The following is a 17,779-nucleotide window of genomic DNA, read 5'->3' as shown; positions in this document are numbered from 1 at the left end:
ATTGCGAAAACGGATCCTCTATGTGCGTTTCCTGCAAAGCCGTCATGGCCTGTGCCGTCACCCTCTGTCTCTGCGGTCCCGTCCATGCGGGCGGAATCGACCGTACCCCTTTCAGCACGGAATTACTGTTTGAACCCGGTCGCATCGTCCAGTTCGAGCTGGGCGGCTTCCAGCCGGAGGTCTCGGGGAAATTGCGCTCCGGCACCGTCTTCCCGCCCGGACTGAAATCCGGCGATATGTCGACGGGCTTCGGCACTTGGACCTTGGGTGTCAAACTACCGCTATCCGAGAAAACGGATCTTGTGCTGAGTGTCGACCATCCCTTCGGGGCAAATGTTGCCTATCCTTCCTCGACAGATGGCTATCCGCTTGCCGGATCGGTCGCCAAACTGGAAAGTCAGGCGCTGACCGGCCTGTTGCGGTACAGGCTCACTCCCTCGATCTCGGCGCTGGCGGGGATACGTATCGAGCAGATGACCGGCGATGCCGCATTGCAGCTGCATATGGGACCGGCGGTGCTGACCTATGATCTGGCGGCCAGTCGGGAAGCCGATCCGGGCTATATCATCGGCGTGGCATGGGAGAAGCCAGAAATCGCGGCACGTGTAACACTCAGTTATCTTTCCTCGATCACCCATGACTTCAGCGGCAGGGAAACCACAATGGGCCTGCAGGCGCGCAGCCACTGGACCACCAAGACACCGCAATCCATTCTGCTGGAAGCCCAGACGGGGATCGCCCCCGACACGCTTCTCTTCGGCTCTATCCGCTGGACGGACTGGAGCAGTTTCTCCATCGGACCGGATCTCTACCGCCAGACGCCTTTCAGCGTAGAGGGCAGCGATCTTGTTGATCCGGTGGCCGATACGATGACCTACACGCTCGGTGTCGGGCATCGCTTCAACGCGATGTGGTCGGGAGCGGTGATGGCAACCTACGAGCCCTCCAGCGGCGATATCGTCGGCAATCTCGGTCCGACCGATGGCTACCGGAGCCTCGCGCTGGCCGCCACATGGACCGATGGCGCGCTTTCGGCCACGTTAGGGCTGCGTTATATCGAGATCGGTGGCGCAAAAACACGGATTGCCGAATTTGACGACAATTCCGGCTGGGGCGTCGGGCTGCGGCTCGGCTATCGGTTTTAAAAACCGGTCCGGTTCTTCCCCACGGATCACATCGCTCAGATCACTGCCATGCGATGAAACCCCGTGACCTTGGCCGCCCGACCCGCTAAAGCTGCGGCTGAAGACAGAGGGTTGAGGCGCGCCGATGAGCTACGGAACACCGATTTACAAGACACGGGCAGACTGGCTGGCGGCCAAAAACAGACATGTCCTGCTTTTTGCAATGTCGGGTTTGGGCAAAACCTACCTTTCCTCCATGCTGCGCGCTGGAGGGAGATGGTTCCACTATTCCATCGATTACCGCATCGGCACCCGATACATGGGCGAATATATTGCCGATAACTTCAAAAGCGAGGCGATGAAGGTGCCCTTCCTGCGCGAGCTTTTGCTGCAAGATGCGGTCTATATCGCGTCCAACATCACCTTCGACAATCTCGCGCCGCTGTCCACCTATCTCGGCAAGCCCGGCTCCAGCCAGAAAGGCGGCCTGCCCTTCGAGGAATATATGCTGCGTCAGGACCAGCATCGTCGCGCCGAGACCGCAGCCCTTCTGGATACGACCCATTTCATCCGCCGCGCCCGCGCCATCTATGACATCCCGCATTTCATCTGTGACACCGGCGGGTCCATCTGCGAGGTCGTGGACCCCGAAGACCCGAAAGATCCGATCCTGTCGGAACTGGCCGCCCATAACCTGATGATCTGGATCGAGGGGTCGGACGCCCATACGGACGAGCTTGTCCGCCGCTTCGACCGTGCTCCCAAACCCATGTATTACCAGCCGCAATTCCTTGAACGGAAATGGGTGGAATATCGGGTGGCGCGGGGCCTCAAGGAGGAGGAGGTCGATCCCGATGATTTCGTGCGCTGGACCTACCGGCAGGCACTTGAACACCGTCAGCCGCGCTATGCGGCAATGGCACGGAACTGGGGCATCACGCTGAAGGCGGAGCAGCTTGTGACGGTGCGCGATGAACAGGACTTCATCCAGCTGGTGGCCTCTGCCCTTCCCAAATAAGCCTTTTCTCCCTATCTACTATCTTCCGCATAGACATTACCTTCAGGAACAGACCCATGCCCATCACCCTGCCCGAAACGCTCCCCGCCTTTGACATCCTGTCGAAGGAAGGCGTGATGGTGATGAGCCCCGGTCGCGCGGCGACACAGGATATCCGGCCTTTGCGGATCGGGCTGCTGAATCTGATGCCCAAGAAAATCCAGACCGAAAACCAGTTTGCCCGTCTGATCGGGGCAACACCCCTGCAGATCGACTTCCAGCTGATCCGCATGACCGAACATCAGACCAAGAACACCGCCGCCGAACATATGGAGGCCTTCTACCGCCCCTTTGCCGAGGTCGAGGCCGCGGGCGAGCGTTTCGACGGGCTGCTGATCACCGGCGCCCCGATCGAACATCTGCCCTTCGAGGAGGTCACCTATTGGGACGAGCTCCGCCGCGTCTTCGACTGGACGCGGACCCATGTGTTTTCCACCTTTGGCGTGTGCTGGGGCGGGATGGCAATGGCCTATCACACCCACGGCATCCCCAAGCACCTGCTTCCCGAAAAACAGTTCGGCCTTTACCGGCACGAGAACTGCGACCCGACCTCGCATTATCTGCGCGGGTTTTCGGATGACTGCCTCGTGCCCGTCTCCCGCTGGACAGAGATGCGCCGTGCCGAGATGGAAGCGGCAGGGTTGAAGATGCTGCTTGACAGTGCCGAAACGGGCCCCTGTCTCGTCGAGGACAAAGCCGCGCGGGCGCTCTATGTCTTCAACCATTTCGAATATGACAGCGCGACGTTGAAAGACGAATATGATCGTGATGTGGCAGCGGGGAAACCCGTCACCCTTCCGGTGAATTACTATCCTGAGAATGACCCAACCCGGATGCCGAAGAACCGGTGGCGCAGCCATGCGCATCTTCTTTACGGCAACTGGATCAACCAGATCTATCAGGATACGCCCTATGACCTTCGCGATATCGGCGCTTGACTATACGGTTCTGGCTGCGGCCATCGCATCGGGGGGCACGCTCTGGCAGGCTGCGCGGCGCGAAGCCCGCGCCGAAGCGCGATACCCCCCTACCGGCGAGATCGTGACGCTTGCGGCGGGCGAATTTGCCGGAGCCCGCGTCCATATCGACATACGCGGCCCCGAAGCGGCCCCGCAGATCGTGTTGATCCACGGGGCCTCGGGAAGCCTGCGTGACATAACCTTCCGGCTCGCCCCTGCTCTGGAGCGAGATTACCGCCTCTTTATCGTTGACCGCCCCGGCTTTGGCTGGTCGGACCCGCTCAAACACGACAGCATCTTCCGTCAGGCGCGTCTGCTACAGGCGGCCACCTCCCAGCTTGGGGCGCGACAGCCCTTGATTGTCGGGCACTCCTATGGTGGGGCCGTGGCGCTGGCATGGGCGAGCGAGGCTCCTGACAGCCTGTCGGGACTGGTGCTTCTGGCGGCCGCATCGCAGGAATGGCATACGCCTCTGCCGTGGCTCTACCGCCTGACCGCCCCTGCGCTGGGGCAGGCCCTGGCCGTGCCGGTGATTTCGGCTTGGGCACCCGACGGGGCTGTCAACTCTGCCGTCGAAGAGGTGTTCGCGCCCGAGGCCATGCCCGAGGGCTATATCGCGCATTTCGGGCCGCAGATGACCCTGCGCCGCAAGACCATGCGCGCCAATGCCCGCCAGCGTGCCAATCTGGAGACGGAAATCCGGCAGATGGTGCCGCGGTACCAACAGATCCACGTGCCGGTCGAATTGCTGCATGGCGATCGCGATACAATCGTCGATCTTGGCATCCATTCGCGCCCGACACAGGCCCTGCTGCCACAGGCGCGGCTAACGGTGCTACAGGGAGCGGGCCATATGATCAATCATACGCGGCTGGACGCGGTTCTAGCCGCCATCCGGCGGATTGCGCCCTAACGCTGGGACACCACCAGACGCACCCCCAAAACGATCAGGATCGACCCGAACATCCGGTCGAAGATCTTTCCGAGGCGGGGTGCGCGGCACAAACCTGCACAAAGCCTGTCTGCGATAAAAACAAGCGGCAGCTCGAAAAGCGCCGCCACCACAATGATCAGCCCGCCATGCAGCGCCAGTTGCGCCCAGACGGGCCCTGCCCCGTCCACCACGAATTGCGGCAGAAACGCGAGGAAAAACAGGGCCACCTTGGGATTGAGGACAGACACCATAAGCCCCTGCCGGAGCGTTCTGCCAAACGAGGCTGGCCGGACGGGGGCAATCTGCAACACGCCCGCTTTCGTGCGAAACGCCATGAGGCCCAGATAGAACAGATAGGCCGCGCCGACCCATTTCACGACGGAAAAGGCCACAGCCGACCCTGCCAGAAGCGCCGAAAGCCCGGTCGCTGCGGCACAGATATGCACAAGCGCCCCGCACCAGACCCCCGCCAGCGCCGAAAGCCCTGCCCGCTTTCCACGGCTGAGCGTCTGGCCGAGGATAAAGGCCATATCCGGACCGGGCGAGACATTCAGCAAAACCGCCGCCGACAGGAATGTCAGCCAATGCAGCAAAGAATATTCAAACATCAACGGCTTCCTTGAAAAATTTCCGTAATCTTCGGGCATCGCACGGCATTCTACAAGCAGGATATCGCGCGGCATATGGCAGGGGCGACCCTTGCCCTGACGGTCGCAGTTTTGCATAGTAGAACGATCCAAAGGAGGGCCCATGAGCGAGACACCTCAACCCAGCACGCAGGCCGTACCCTTCATCGGGCAGATCACTGATTTTCTCGAACATACCGCGCCCGAAGATATCCGCGAGGCCATTCGCACCAAAGGCCCCAAAGAGATGCTCAGCCCCTCTTATCCCTATCCGACAGCGATGAAGGGGAAGGACTATGACAAGCGGATGGAAGAGCTCCAGATCGAGCTTGTCAAAATGCATTACGGCCTGAAGGCGTCGGGCAAGCGGATGATGGTGCTGTTTGAGGGCCGCGATGCCGCCGGCAAGGGCAGCACGATCAAGCGGGTGCAGGAAAACCTCAATCCGCGTTCGGCCTATGTGGTTGCCTTGCCCAAGCCCAATGACCGCGAAGCCTCGCAATGGTATTTCCAGCGCTATGTCGAACGGATCCCCGCCGCCGGAGAGATCGCGCTGTTTGACCGGAGCTGGTATAATCGCGGCGTGGTCGAGAAAGTATTCGACTTCTGCACCCAGCGACAGCGCGAGCATTTCTTCTACCAGCTGCCGGAATTCGAGAAAATGCTGGTGGATGACAGTATCATTCTGGTGAAGCTCTGGCTCAATGTCGACCGCGCCGAGCAGCTGCGGCGCTTTCTTGACCGCGAGAGGGACCCGCTCAAGCAATGGAAGCTGAGCTGGATCGATGTCGAGGGGCTGCGCAAATGGGACGCCTATAGTCAGGCGATCGTCGAAACACTGACACGCTCGGACAATCTGCATGCCCCTTGGACGGTCATCCGTTCGGATGACAAGAAACGCGCGCGGATCGCGGCCATCCAGACAATTCTCAATGCGATCAGCTATCCGGGCAAGGATCGGGATGTGATCGGCGAAATCGATGGCAGCATCTGCGGCGGGCTCGACATCCTGAATGTCTAAGCAAGGCTATCATCACGGGGATCTGCGCCGTGCGCTGGTCGAGGCGGCGCTGCATCTGATCGAAGAGAAAGGCCCCACGGGGTTTACCCTGTCGGAGGCGGCCAAAACCGCAGGTGTCACCCCCGCTGCCGTCTACCGCCATTTCGCCGGACGCGAAGACCTGATTGCCGAATGCGCACGTCAGGGCTTTGTGATTTTCGGTGACGTGCTGGAACATGCGTGGGATGGCGGCCAGCCTTCGGCCCTCTCGGCCTTCAGTGCGGTGGGACGGGCCTATCTGGCCTTCGCCAAACGCTATCCGGGCCATTATATGGCAATGTTCGAAAGCGGCCTTTCGCCCCAGAATTCGCCCGCCTTGGGACAGGTTGCGCTCAAGGCGCGCAATGTCATGGATCAGGCGACCGAGGCCCTGCTGGCCCATATCCCGCCCGACCGCCGCCCGCCTCTTGCGATGGTCTCCGCCCATATCGCCGCATTATCGCATGGCGTGATCGAACTTCATGCCCGCCCGCCCGCTGGCACGCGCAGCCCCTATAGTCCGGAAGACCTGCTGGAAAGCGGTGTCGGGATCTATCTGCGCGGCTTGGGTATTTTGCCGCCAGATCAGTAAAGCGTCACGCATTCGGCCGTATAGCTACGGGTCGTAGAACAGCAAAAAAGCGCGCCCGAGGGCGCGCTTTTCCGTAGAGGTTCCGACAAATCAGAATTTGTAGGAAGCTTTCAAAGCAACCGTGGTGTTGTTGAAGTCACGGTCGGTGCTGTCGAAATCATTGGTATCCGCATAGGAGACTTCGCCGCCCAGAACCCAGTTGTCGTTATACATGTAATCGACGCCTGCGCTGACGGACGGTGCCCAATCGGAGTTGTCTTTACCGTCGATATACGCGCCACCGAGCGAGCCGTAATACAGCCATTGGCCGTTTTTCACACCGGCGAGGGCTTTGATATGGCCCATGCCATCATAGTAGTCGGAATCGATTGCCGAGTAATCGACTTCACCACCAACGACGTATTTGCCGAGGTCGTATTTATAACCGGCTTGAACACCAAGCGAGCCACCACGGTCATCGCCGTAATCGCCTTCCATGTTGTTATAGCCGAGATTGGCACCAGCGTAGAAGCCGGTCCAGTTTGCAGCGTGGGTCACGACCGGAGCGGGAGCGATCGGGGCCGGAGCCACAACGGGTTGCGAATAGCCGCCAGCCATAGCAGCACTTGCGCCGGCGATCAGAGCGGTAGAAACCAGAACCAGAGTTTTCATCTTAACTCTCCTTTTTTCGTTATCTTGAGGGCTGTCCCTCTCAAGCTCGTATTGCTCACATATACCTCTTATCGGAAATTGGGAGAGGCCAGATGATCACAAGAAACGGCGCAGCATGTGAGGCCCGCAAGTTCCCGCCGATGCCCCAAGGTAACACAAAAACCGGTGCTTTTTTCGTAGATTAGCGACCGCTTCGCTTGACTTCCTCCCGCGCGCGGGCACGCTGCGACATTCACAAGGCGCAATTTCGGGGCCATTTCGGGGCGTAGCGAAAAAAATCATGCAAAGCCAAAAAAAGCTGTTGCGCTCCCCTCGGGACTTGGGTACATCGCCGCTACCCGATCGAAAGATGATCCAGTGCGGAGAGGTGCCGGAGCGGTCGAACGGGGCGGTCTCGAAAACCGTTGTGGGTGAAAGCCTACCCAGGGTTCGAATCCCTGTCTCTCCGCCATTTTTCTCTAATGCCTTGATAGTAGTGAAAACCCTTGCAATGTAGGGGCATACGCTACAGATTCTGCTACAAGAGTTGCTACAAACTTTGTGGATATCCGGGCTATGAAACACGTCCAACACGTTCGCGGAAATTGGGTTGCGCGCATGACAGTTCCCGAAGAGCTACGCGCGCTCATCGGAAAGCGCGAGCTGTTCGAGCCACTAGGTGGCGACAAGAAAACAGCCGAGAAAGCAGCCCTTGCGGTGTTGAATCGCTTTCACGCCATTCTCGATAATGCACGCGAACAACTGACCTTAGAACGCCCGCCCCTTGAGCAAGCCGCAAGGGCCCATTATCGCGCCGAACTCGCAACCGACGATCTCTCAAGGGCGGCCACGTCTCAACCAGAGGCAAGCACTTATGCCAGGTCCGTCTATGCCAATCGCTTACGGCTACTCGCGGCAGGAGAACTCGGCTCAGATGAAGCTGAGGCCTTAATTGGCTATGCAGCCAACAACCTGGAAAAAGCAGGTCTTTCACCTGACGTTTCTCGTGAAGAACTTCTACGGACACTAGCCGAAGTGCAACTTGAAGCACTAACTCGCTTCGCGGAGCGTGATGTAGGCGCAATCCTGGATACCGCCCCTACTCATCCTCTTCTCAAAGGACAAACTACCTTAGCCAGCCAAAGCCCCAGTCCAACAAGAACGCTTGAGGACGCCTCATCGGATGATGACGGGACGAGCCTTAAAGAAATCCTCGAAGCTTTCCACAAAGAGCGCGGCGCAGGCGGGAGTTCTTTGGCGCCTAAGACGATCGAAGAGCATAAAACTGCCGTCCGTATGTTCGAAGAGTTTCTCAACAGAGCAGTTTCGGTTAGGTCAATCACGAAGAAAGACGTCATCGCCTACAAGCAAGCGCTACTAAAAACGCCGTCTCGATATACACTTCGGTTTCCTGGGCTTACTCTCCCTCAAGCTATAAAAGCTAACGAGAAACGCTCTCAACCCTATGAGACGCTCGCGCCTAAAACGATCAATGTGAAGTGGCTCTCGCATCTTTCCAGCATCTTGCAATGGGGTGAAGCGAACGACTACCTAGATAGCAATCCAGCCAAGGGTATTCGTGTAGATACCGGTAGTGTGGCTCACCAAGACCGCACGCGCCTTCCCTTCGATCAACGAGAGCTCAACTTGATGTTTGGTGATGAGCTCTTCGCCAATCCCGGAAACTATGCCACGAACCCATGGGCGGTTCTTCTCGCGCTCTACACCGGCGCGCGGTCATCGTCGGAAATATCGCGTATCAAGCTCGATGACATATATCAGGAACAAGGAATTTGGGTCTTCAACCTTTCCGATGCCTCAAAGAACCGACAAAGTAAGCGCTTGGTGCCAATCCACGATGATCTCTTAACACTAGGCATTCTCGGCTATGTAACGCGGCTGAAAGCCGTGGGCGAGAAACACCTCTTCCCAGACTGGAAGCCTGAGGACAAAGTAAATCGCTGGTTCTTGAGGACCTTCCTACCGAGGCTAAAGATCGACGAGAAAGAGAAGGTGTTTCACTCCTTCCGCCATAATTTCAAAACTGCACTCGTCCGAAGCGGCTGCGAAAGGGAATTGCACGACCTGTTAACTGGTCATAGCGACCAATCCGTTGCTGCGGTCTATGTCCATGACGCTCCGGTCAAAAGGATGGCAGAAGCCTTAAATGCCGTCAAATTCAGGCTGCCGATCCTAGCCCTTAGAACTGCAACCGCAGAATAATCCGTTTCACCAAATTAAGAGGATTCACACCGACTCATAAATGTTATATTATAACACTTATTGCGAGTGTTATGTTTTGAGTTGCGATGTTTCAGAAAGTCCTTTCCGTATTGACGAGAAAGGCGGTGGGGGTCTCTAACCCCACCGCCCTTCCTTTTCTAGGTATTACACCTACGCTAACCGGGCAGACCGTTACGCCGGAAAGCGCCATGCGCATCCCCGCGGTTTCTTGCGCAGTTGGCCTCATTGCAGAGACCGTTGGTAGCCTCCCTGTTAAGCTCTTCGATCGCACAAGCCGCGCGTCCGTAACCAATCACCCTGCCTATCGGCTCATTCATGATGAGGCCAACCCGTGGACCTCAGCCGAAGCGCTCCGTGTTCAACTCACGACCGACGCGCTGTTGCGTGGTCACGGCTTTGCCGTTGTGGCGCGCAATGACCTGGGAGAGCCGATCGAACTTCACCGGCTGGAACCGCATCAAGTCCAGATCGAAACCAATGAATTTGGCGAACCAACTTACCTAGTTCAGCTTTCAGACGGGTACGGCCGCGCGGGCAGCCGCCTATGGGCAATATCGCAGCATGGGAGCAATGACGGCCAACGAAGTTCGCTCTGGGCTAAACCTTCCACCCCACAGCGATGGCAACACGCTCGACAATCCTTACACGACCGCGGGCACCGCCCCAGGTTCTTCATTTGAGAAAGCTTCTTCCAATGGCTAATTTGATCACCCTCAACGCTTTTTTCGGCGATAGCGAATATGATTTCACCCTTACCGATACCATGCTCGCGGAATTGGAGCGGATCACCGACCTAGGCATTGCTGCGCTTTACGCAAAGCTGATCAACCTCGCGTATCCCGCGCAACTCCTGAAAGAGATTATCCGTCTTGGTCTTATCGGCGGCGGCACGGCACCTGAAACGGCCGCGCGGCTTTGTGCGGCTTATGCCGATAACCGCCCTCTTTCAGAGACCTTCCCCTTAGCATTCGCCATTATGGATGCGCGCTGGAACGGTAGCGTTCTGCGGGTGTTCCGGTGATAGGCTGCGCCTCATTCCAAAACTGCAATGCCTGCCGCTCTTTCTTCTCGGCCTCGGCCCGCTCTGCGGCATTGCGCTTTGCAACTATTGCAGGGTCGGGCGGGATGTAGCTTCCCGCCCCCTCGATGACGCCCAGCCCTTTTATAGCGTTCAAAATTGCGTTGAAGCTGCATCCTGCGTGACAACGCGCCAGCAAGCGTCCATCTTCCCCGTCAGAAAGACTTAGGGCGGGTGTGCGGGTGTTGTGATGCGCTGGGCAGAGGCACAGCCCATAAGAGCCATACCAGCGCCCGCGCAGGGCCTGTGTGATGCCTCGCGCGTCCATTATGCCACCCCGCGAAAGATAAGGGCGGCAATCAGCGCGGCCCGCGCATCGCACAAACCATGAACATTGCGCAGATAGAGAAGCTGATACCGGGTCATTAGTTATCCCCCTTCAGCTTCATTGCGCTTTTGGGGAAGTCCAGCTTGGCCCGATCCGTACCGGGTTGCAGGCGATAGCGGGCGTGATTTTCCGGCCCTGTGTATTCGGGCAGGATCGGCCATTTATACCGCTTGCGCAGGCGATGCACGATTGCGGCAAGACGCCATCCCTGCACCTCCGCGATTTCGTCGTGATGACCGATTGCACGGCCTTCAAGCAGCGCTTTACAGGCCCAAAAAACCTGCGTCTTATTCGAGTAAAAGCCATGGTGTTTTGCCATGTTCAAACCTCACATTTCTTGAAAAGTGAGGGGCGAAAGGCTATTCTTGTGCGTGAGTTATTTGCCGCAAGAATTGATGCCGCCGCCCCGAACGGGTGGCGGTTTCTTTATGCGGCGCTGCGCTGGGCGAGCCATTCCACAATCTTGTTTTCCGGCCAAGCAACGGCCTTTCCCGTCAGCTTGATCGGGCGCGGGAATTGCCCTTGGCTCATAAGATTGTAAATCGTGCTGCGGCTCAGTCCGGTGATTTCTTCAACGGCTCGGCGGCGTAGGTGTTTGTCGGCCATGGTGGCTTTCTCCTGCATGTGGTGCAACATGCTGGAAATTTAGCGAGCGCGAAATGGACAAGCTTAGCCCGTTTGTCCGACTTTGCGCACCAAACCAATAGCCTTCAAATCTCGACTGATGGTCTTGGGGCCAATTTTTATGTCGTGATTTTCTTCTAGTTTGCGTCGGATGTAGTTCACAAGCGCACCCTTTTGTCGGCTCGTGTCCCCAATTATTTCACAAACGTACTTCTGCCTCTCTGCCACCGAAAGTTTCTTTTTGCTGTTCGCTGTAGCCCGATGTGCGTTCAATGTCCGCCGTTGCTTTCGCCCCGTGATGATGGACTTCTTATGAGTTTCACGCCAATGCAGATCCTTATGAAGACTAGCAATTTGAAAAATCAGTCCGAGCAAATGAGTATTGTGCGGCGTTTCGTTGCCTCGATGCCCGAGAGCTTTACCGCACAACCAACCAATCTGGTTCGCATACCAAATTGAAGACAAATCTTTACAGTGCTTATCAGTGTAGAGTTTACCTCGCTCCATTTTACCGCCCCCTTGTTCTCGATATTCTTTGTAAGTTGACGGTGCTGGTCGCCATCCAGCTTCACCGTCCGCCATGACCATTTGCCATGGATCAGGGAAGCCACCCGCATGAAGTATGCTCTCACACTCATCGCGATACCCCTCAATCGTTTCCCAAAAGTTATCTTTGTATTCTAATATTCTAGGGTCAAAATCAGATTGAGAGACGTCAACTTTCGCAGACCAAGTAGCCGCTTCCGAGATTTCGTCCTCAGCAATCACGGTGCGTTTAAATTCTAATTTGTCTGTCATCCAATCCTCACCACATTGTCGCGCTTCTCGGCCAGATATGCCGCCCATGCATCCATCATCTTACGCCGCTTCTCGAATACATCAGATCGGGCATAGCGCATGATTGTGTTGCGCGTGACGCCATGCGACAATAGCGACCGCCGGCAAAGCCCTGCACAGCCAAGGACACGACCGCCAAAAGGAAACGCGCCAGCGGGGTATCGCTGGCGCGCTAGTTCGCTTTCCAGAGCAGCTAGATTAGCTTGCGAGATCCAGCACCATGCGGCCTTCGATCTGCCCCTTGCGCATACGGTCGAACACATCGTTGATCTGCTCGAGCGGCGCTTTGGAGATGGTCGCCTTGACACGGCCTGCAGCAGCGAAATCAAGCGACTCCTGCAGATCCAGACGGCTGCCCACGATCGAGCCGCGCACCGTCACACCGTTCAGCACCATACCGAAGATGTTGAGCGGGAAATCCCCCGGAGGCAGGCCGTTCAGCGACACGGTGCCACCGCGGCCAACCATGCCAACAGCCTGCTCGAAGGCTTTCTCGCTGACCGCAGTCACCAGAACACCATTGACGCCGCCATCGGTTTCTTTCTTTACGTAGGCTGCCGGATCCTGAATATCGCGGGCGTTCACGGTCAGTTTCGCACCAAGACGGCGCGCCAGATCGAGCTTGGCATCATCGATATCGACGGCCACGACATTCAGCCCCATCGCCACAGCGTATTGAACCGCCATGTGACCCAGACCACCGATACCGGAAATGGCAACAGTATCGCCCGGCTTGGTTTCGGTCATTTTCAGACCTTTGTAGACGGTCACACCGGCACACAGGACGGGCGCGATTTCGGCGAAGTCGCTGCCTGCGGGAAGGTGGCCGATATAGTTGGGATCCGCGATCACATAATCCGCGAAGCCACCATTGACCGAATAGCCGGTATTCTGCTGGCTCTCGCACAGGGTTTCCCAGCCACCAAGGCAGTGACGGCAGCAGCCGCATGCGGTGTAAAGCCACGGAACGCCCACACGGTCGCCTTCCTTGACATGCTTCACGCCCTTGCCGACCGCCGACACATAGCCCACACCTTCATGGCCCGGAATGAACGGCGGCTCGGGTTTGACCGGCCAGTCGCCCTCGGCTGCGTGCAGGTCGGTGTGACACACACCCGATGCCTGGATCGCGACCTGAATCATGCCATCCGAAACCTCCGGCACCGGCACTTCATCAATGGTCAGCGGTGCGCCGAATTTACGAACGACGGCGGCTTTCATTGTTTTAGCCAAAATATTTCCTCCGATAGTCCCGGTTCCTCCGACCGGGTAAGGAAAGATGTGTCGTAAGTAGGCATAATGTCAGCCCCGTTCGGTGCTTTTACTGCGGCACGCTGTTTCGATATTGAGACAGCTTCACACAGAATATTAACAGCTTTGATGCGTGCCATTTTTCCCGCACCGCCCGCATTCCGCGCGCCCTGTCCCGTCCCGACAGGCAACCGGGAACCTCTTCCGGCGCGGACGCATTGTAGAACCGTGACGATCCATAGGTAAAAAAGGCGGCGAAATGGCTGGAAGCACTCACAATCCTGACGACTTCGCATGGGCCGTCCCCGTGATGCGCGCAGGCTATGCAGGGCGCGGGCTTGTATATCTGGCTGTCGGGGTGACGTCGATCTGGTCGCTTTTGCAAGGGGGCGAGGCCGAAGGCACGCAGGAGGCGTTGCGCCATCTGAAAGGCACAGGCGGCAGTGTTGTCCTGATCCTGATTGCGCTCGGGATGCTGGCCTATGCCGTATGGCGGGTCACCGATGCGATCTGGGATCTGGAAGCCTATGGCGCTGAGGTCAAAGGTCTGGCGGCGCGGTGTGGACTGGCAATCAGCGGCGTGATCCATCTCGGGCTGGGCGGTGTTGCCGTGACCGCCCTGATGGCACGGCTGCAAAGCGACGGCTCTGCACAGCTGGTAACGCAGGTGATGCAGCTGCCTTTTGGCCGTCTTGCCGTCGGAGCGGTCGGCTTTGCTGTCATCGGCGCGGGGGGCTATTACGTCACGAAAGGCGCAAAAGCCAGCTACCGCCAGCGTCTGCGGGCGAATGCGGTAACCGAGAAAGCCAATGTAATCCTGCAACTCGGCCTGCTGGCACAGGCGGCCATTCTTAGCGTCGCGGGCGGGTTGATTGTCTATGCGGCCTATGCCTATGCGCCGGAGGCCGCAGGCGGGATGGATCGGGCCTTCGAATGGATGAGGGCCCACCCCTATGGCCGCATGATCTGCGGCGCGGTCAGTGCAGGACTTTTGGGCTTTGCCCTCTTCTGTTTCGTAAACGCGCTCTACCGCATCGTGCCCCGCGCGACAGAAACGGATGTCGAGACGCTGGCCCGCAAGCTGAAGGCAAAGGCCGCCGGGGACTGACCCTGCGGCCTTTGCCTTATCGTGACTGCCCAGCATGGGGCAACGCGCGCCCTAGCCCCCAACCATGCCTGACCGGTTTGCTGTCAGGCCCCGTCACAAAGTACCTTTATTTTACGATCGGGACATTTCAGGCAATCCTGCTTCGGCTTTTCGGCGAAGGGGAGCCATGCCGATCTATCCGCGTCACGGGCACGGCCTGCACAAGGCGGCTCCGTTCAAGCCCAACCAGACCGGATCATCCAGCGTTCACGGCGACACCACTCGCATTCGCAGCAAGCTTGGGTAGAGATCGCACCCTATCGCAGCCCCCTGCCAACATCTCGGACGTCTTGCCACTAGGGTCTGCGTTCCGCCTCTTTTAACGCGTCAAACTTTTCCCACACACTCATACGGCCTTTTTGCCGTGCCTCGGCAAGCCAAAGCTTCTTACGGACACCTTCAACCTCAAGATCACTGTATTTTCCGCCCGAAAACTTTGGCCAGTCGATAGCGAGTCCTTGCTTCACCAGCTCCGCAGAAAGATCACGACCATCGGGCAGAAAGCACGTTGCAACCGCGCGGCCATAGACGTCTTCCTCCGTCATCTCAGCACGTATAATCTGGCCTTTACACAGACGTATCATGGCCCATTTGGCTTTCTTACCAAAGGGATGATGGAGTTCCGGTGCGTCTATTCCAAAGAGGCGGATTTGGGTCTTTCGTATGGTTATCGTGTCACCATCCGTCACATAGGCTGGCCCCTCCAGCACCCGCGGCGGCGCAACCGGACGCGCATGTGCGTCATCAAATGTCTCCCCCTGCTCTACCGCATCGGATTGTGACATATGAGGCTGAGCAGAAGGCGGGGTCTCTTCAAGAGCCGTCTGACGGACACGCGTTTCCTCGACAGGTTTTCTATATACCCGAGGCTTGGGTCGATGGGTCGACTTAAAAAGAGCTTTTAAAAGAATTTTCCACATAGCAGGATTGTAAGAACGGCCCGCTTTCCGGGCAAGCGGATTACATTGAAAACAAAGGACAAGATCAGTAAATCTCTCGATAAATTATCTTCGATATTCCTGCCGACATTCCAATTACCCTGCAACGGTTAGCGCGTTATCAGGCGATATGCGCAGTGCCGGAACCCAAACACTGGCAGCCCCCCGCACCGCGCGGACGCCATATGACCGCGTCAAGCGTTATATGCCGATCATTCCTCAAGCTCCGCATCCCAATAGAGAAAATCCATCCAGCTTTTATGCAGATGCCCCGGCGGGAAGCGGCGACCGATGCGCAGCATGTCTTCGGAGCTCGGGCGTTTCGGCATCCGGCGCAGTTTCAACCCGCAGCGCGAGAGCGGCTTGTTGGCCTTTTTCAGATTGCAGGGCGAACAGGCCGCCACCACATTCTCCCAGCTTGTCACCCCGCCACGCGAACGCGGAATGACGTGATCGAAGGTCAGATGATCCTTGCAGCCGCAATACTGGCATTCGAACTCATCCCTTAGAAAAAGATTAAAGCGCGTGAAGGCCACGCGCTTTCTCGGTTGAACGAACTCTTTCAACACCACAACAGAGGGAAGACGTATCTCGGTCCGCTGACTTCGCACCACCTCTTCATATTCGGCCAGTATCGTCACCCGATCCAGACACACCGCCTTGATGGCTTCCTGCCACGGCCAGAGCGATAACGGATAATAGCTCAGAGGCCGGAAATCCGCGTTGAGCACCAGCGCCGGATGACGCCGCAGCGATGCCGCCTCGCGGGTGAAATGGTGCCTGAAATCCGTCCTGTCTGCGTGGTCCAGCATTGTGCACTCCCTGTTCGCGCGGCGGAACATGCCCCGAAGGCGGGATCATGTCCGGGGCGCGGGGAACGCCCCAGCCGATAAATCAACTATATATGGCGTCAGCCATCTGGCAAGCCTCTTGATCTGGGCGCTTTCCCACGGGGGGCGGGAAAGCGCGGCTTGCGGGATCAGGCTTAGCAATATTGCGCGACATTGCTGTGACAGCGGTCTCTCTGCCCGTTATTTCGGCAAATGCGCCTTGAGAAAGCCCAACGCCGCCGAAAGCCCGTCTGGCGCGATTCCATGCCCTGTGCCTTTTTCGACATGGGCATAGACCTCAAAGCCTGCGTCGATCAACGCCTGCCCCGCCTCGGCCATAGAGGCGAAGGGCACGACCTCGTCGGCATCACCATGACACAGCAGGACCGGCGGTCGCGAGACGACATCGGCGGCCAGAAGTTCGGGCCGCAAGAGCCTGCCCGAGAAGCCGACGACCGCCGCGACAGGCGCGGCGCGGCGCGGGGTCACCTGTAGGGTCATCATCGTGCCCTGACTGAACCCGATCACGGCCATCGCACTGGCCGGCAGACCGGTTTCCTCCAGAATACCGTCGAGAAAGGCGTTCAGGTCTTGGGCCGCAGCCTCCAGACCGGCGCTGGCCTGCGCCTCGGTCGATCCGTCAAAGCGCGGGATCGGAAACCACTGGCGGCCAAAGGGCGAGGCGGCACAGGTTTCGGGGGCATCGGGCGCGATGAAAAGCGTGTCCGGCAGGTGATCGCCCAGCGGATCGGCCAGCCCCAGAAGATCGGCGCCGTCCGCACCATAGCCGTGCAGCAGCACGACCAATGACTTCACCTGCCCCGATTTCGGCCCCTTGCGGCCAGCTTTCAATACACGCGTCATGGCGACACCCCTTCCCGTTTCTTGCTATAGGCATAATAGGCCCAGAGCCCGCGCGCCGCGACAGACCGCCACGGCGCCCAAGCGGCCGCCATCTCGCGGAAAGCGCGCGGCTTCGGGCGCTCGGGCAGATCAAACAGCATTCGGGCGGCCTCCGCCAGTGCCAGATCATCGGCGGCGAAGATATCGGCGCGGCCAAGCGCGAACATCAGATACATCTCCACTGTCCAGCGCCCGATCCCCGGAAGCGGTAGCAACTGATCGAAGATCGCGGCATCGGAACAGGACCGCAGTCGGGTGAAGTCGATATCCGACTGCGCCAGCGCCTGTATATAACGAATTTTCTGCCGCGAGAACCCGCAGGCGCGCAGATCCTCGGGGGCGGCTATGGCCAAGGCGCGGCGTCCCCCGAGCCCCGCCGCCTCCAGACGCAGACGGATCGCATTGGCCGACGCAACCGAGACCTGCTGCCCCAGAATGGCATCACGCAGCGCCCCGAAGCCGTCGGCACGGCGGCGCAAGGGCCAAGGGCCGGTCTGCGCCAGAACATCGCCAAAGCGCGGCTCGAGACGCGCCAGACAGGCGGCCCCTTCGGCAATATCCTCCTCGGTCTCGATGATCCTCATATGCATCGCGGCAGCTTGGCGCAAAGCGGGGCGCTGCGCAAGAATGGCCGCTTG

Annotated in this window: 20 protein-coding genes and 1 tRNA gene; 11 read left to right on the top strand and 10 right to left on the bottom strand. The window is 58.3% G+C overall.

Annotation, left to right across the window (positions count from 1 at the left end; translation table 11 throughout):
- Window positions 1-20 precede the first annotated feature (20 nt).
- The 4 genes from AC2ISB_RS04420 (at window position 21) to AC2ISB_RS04405 (ending at window position 4,053) form a co-directional block, all read left to right on the top strand.
- Entirely contained in the window at window positions 21-1,145 is a 1,125-nt protein-coding gene (locus AC2ISB_RS04420; protein ID WP_486576298.1) for a hypothetical protein, read from the top strand.
- A 124-nt stretch (window positions 1,146-1,269) separates the two neighbouring features.
- The gene (locus AC2ISB_RS04415; RefSeq protein ID WP_339107085.1) at window positions 1,270-2,142 is read left to right on the top strand and encodes an ATPase; all 873 of its coding nucleotides are present in this window, start codon (window positions 1,270-1,272) and stop codon (window positions 2,140-2,142) included.
- 56 nt (window positions 2,143-2,198) lie between these two features.
- Window positions 2,199-3,119: a homoserine O-succinyltransferase gene (locus AC2ISB_RS04410; RefSeq protein WP_406720619.1), complete on the top strand. Its 921-nt coding sequence runs from the start codon at window positions 2,199-2,201 to the stop codon at window positions 3,117-3,119.
- Complete coding sequence (locus tag AC2ISB_RS04405; protein ID WP_486576296.1) at window positions 3,094-4,053, top strand: alpha/beta fold hydrolase; 960 nt, start codon at window positions 3,094-3,096, stop codon at window positions 4,051-4,053. The genes AC2ISB_RS04410 and AC2ISB_RS04405 overlap by 26 nt, the downstream gene beginning before the upstream one ends.
- On the opposite strand, the gene AC2ISB_RS04400 is transcribed toward AC2ISB_RS04405, so the two are convergent.
- Window positions 4,050-4,682, bottom strand: a complete 633-nt coding sequence (locus tag AC2ISB_RS04400) for a LysE family translocator (RefSeq protein ID WP_486576294.1) — start codon at window positions 4,680-4,682, stop codon at window positions 4,050-4,052. The two genes, AC2ISB_RS04405 and AC2ISB_RS04400, sit on opposite strands and share 4 nt — an antisense overlap.
- 142 nt (window positions 4,683-4,824) lie before the next feature.
- Here AC2ISB_RS04400 and ppk2 point away from each other — a divergent pair, with 142 nt between their 5' ends.
- Together ppk2 and AC2ISB_RS04390 are read left to right on the top strand one after the other, a co-directional pair.
- A complete protein-coding gene (gene ppk2 / locus AC2ISB_RS04395; protein WP_339107081.1) occupies window positions 4,825-5,721 on the top strand; it encodes a polyphosphate kinase 2 in 897 nt (298 codons plus the stop codon).
- On the top strand, window positions 5,714-6,331 hold the full coding sequence (locus AC2ISB_RS04390) for a TetR/AcrR family transcriptional regulator (protein ID WP_339107080.1): 618 nt from the start codon (window positions 5,714-5,716) through the stop codon (window positions 6,329-6,331). The genes ppk2 and AC2ISB_RS04390 overlap by 8 nt, the downstream gene beginning before the upstream one ends.
- A gap of 90 nt (window positions 6,332-6,421) precedes the next feature.
- Here AC2ISB_RS04390 and AC2ISB_RS04385 read toward each other — a convergent pair whose 3' ends face one another.
- Window positions 6,422-6,982, bottom strand: coding sequence for an outer membrane protein (locus tag AC2ISB_RS04385; protein ID WP_486576291.1), 561 nt, complete (start codon window positions 6,980-6,982; stop codon window positions 6,422-6,424).
- Window positions 6,983-7,343: 361 nt separating this feature from the next.
- On the opposite strand from AC2ISB_RS04385, the gene AC2ISB_RS04380 reads away from it, so the two are divergent.
- From AC2ISB_RS04380 to AC2ISB_RS04365, 4 genes are all read left to right on the top strand, one after another.
- Window positions 7,344-7,433, top strand: a tRNA-Ser gene (locus AC2ISB_RS04380).
- Between the two features lie 146 nt (window positions 7,434-7,579).
- Window positions 7,580-9,184 (top strand): tyrosine-type recombinase/integrase, encoded by a 1,605-nt coding sequence (locus tag AC2ISB_RS04375; RefSeq protein WP_486576289.1) that lies wholly within the window; start codon window positions 7,580-7,582, stop codon window positions 9,182-9,184.
- Between the two features lie 86 nt (window positions 9,185-9,270).
- Complete coding sequence (locus tag AC2ISB_RS04370; protein WP_486576287.1) at window positions 9,271-9,885, top strand: phage portal protein; 615 nt, start codon at window positions 9,271-9,273, stop codon at window positions 9,883-9,885.
- Between the two features lie 14 nt (window positions 9,886-9,899).
- Window positions 9,900-10,226: a gene transfer agent family protein gene (locus AC2ISB_RS04365; RefSeq protein WP_486576285.1), complete on the top strand. Its 327-nt coding sequence runs from the start codon at window positions 9,900-9,902 to the stop codon at window positions 10,224-10,226.
- A 422-nt stretch (window positions 10,227-10,648) separates the two neighbouring features.
- Here the strand turns inward: AC2ISB_RS04365 and AC2ISB_RS04360 are convergent, their stop codons facing one another.
- The 4 genes from AC2ISB_RS04360 to adhP all read right to left on the bottom strand — a co-directional run bounded on the left by AC2ISB_RS04360 (window position 10,649) and on the right by adhP (window position 13,305).
- Window positions 10,649-10,930 carry a hypothetical protein gene (locus AC2ISB_RS04360; RefSeq protein WP_486576284.1) on the bottom strand — a complete coding sequence of 94 codons (282 nt, stop codon included), beginning with the start codon at window positions 10,928-10,930 and terminating at the stop codon, window positions 10,649-10,651.
- A 107-nt stretch (window positions 10,931-11,037) separates the two neighbouring features.
- Window positions 11,038-11,217 (bottom strand): helix-turn-helix transcriptional regulator, encoded by a 180-nt coding sequence (locus tag AC2ISB_RS04355; RefSeq protein ID WP_486576282.1) that lies wholly within the window; start codon window positions 11,215-11,217, stop codon window positions 11,038-11,040.
- 63 nt (window positions 11,218-11,280) lie between these two features.
- Window positions 11,281-12,081: a hypothetical protein gene (locus tag AC2ISB_RS04350; protein WP_486576280.1), complete on the bottom strand. Its 801-nt coding sequence runs from the start codon at window positions 12,079-12,081 to the stop codon at window positions 11,281-11,283.
- Window positions 12,082-12,270: 189 nt separating this feature from the next.
- Window positions 12,271-13,305: an alcohol dehydrogenase AdhP gene (gene adhP / locus AC2ISB_RS04345; protein ID WP_339107078.1), complete on the bottom strand. Its 1,035-nt coding sequence runs from the start codon at window positions 13,303-13,305 to the stop codon at window positions 12,271-12,273.
- 277 nt (window positions 13,306-13,582) lie between these two features.
- Between adhP and AC2ISB_RS04340 the strand changes: the two genes are divergently transcribed.
- The gene (locus AC2ISB_RS04340) at window positions 13,583-14,431 is read left to right on the top strand and encodes a DUF1206 domain-containing protein (RefSeq protein WP_486576278.1); all 849 of its coding nucleotides are present in this window, start codon (window positions 13,583-13,585) and stop codon (window positions 14,429-14,431) included.
- Between the two features lie 335 nt (window positions 14,432-14,766).
- Here AC2ISB_RS04340 and AC2ISB_RS04335 read toward each other — a convergent pair whose 3' ends face one another.
- The 4 genes from AC2ISB_RS04335 to AC2ISB_RS04320 form a co-directional block, all read right to left on the bottom strand.
- Complete coding sequence (locus AC2ISB_RS04335; protein WP_486576276.1) at window positions 14,767-15,390, bottom strand: thermonuclease family protein; 624 nt, start codon at window positions 15,388-15,390, stop codon at window positions 14,767-14,769.
- A 230-nt stretch (window positions 15,391-15,620) separates the two neighbouring features.
- Window positions 15,621-16,220, bottom strand: coding sequence for an HNH endonuclease (locus tag AC2ISB_RS04330; RefSeq protein ID WP_339107075.1), 600 nt, complete (start codon window positions 16,218-16,220; stop codon window positions 15,621-15,623).
- 219 nt (window positions 16,221-16,439) lie between these two features.
- Window positions 16,440-17,102: an alpha/beta hydrolase gene (locus AC2ISB_RS04325; RefSeq protein WP_486576274.1), complete on the bottom strand. Its 663-nt coding sequence runs from the start codon at window positions 17,100-17,102 to the stop codon at window positions 16,440-16,442.
- A complete protein-coding gene (locus AC2ISB_RS04320) occupies window positions 17,099-17,731 on the bottom strand; it encodes a DNA-3-methyladenine glycosylase family protein (protein ID WP_339109497.1) in 633 nt (210 codons plus the stop codon). Before AC2ISB_RS04320 ends, AC2ISB_RS04325 begins: the two co-directional genes overlap by 4 nt.
- Window positions 17,732-17,779: the final 48 nt, after the last annotated feature.

Source organism: Thioclava sp. NS-SX20, from assembly GCF_057380695.1.
The sequence above is the reverse complement of the archived record's forward strand: the minus strand, read 5'-3'. Positions and strand labels throughout refer to the sequence as shown.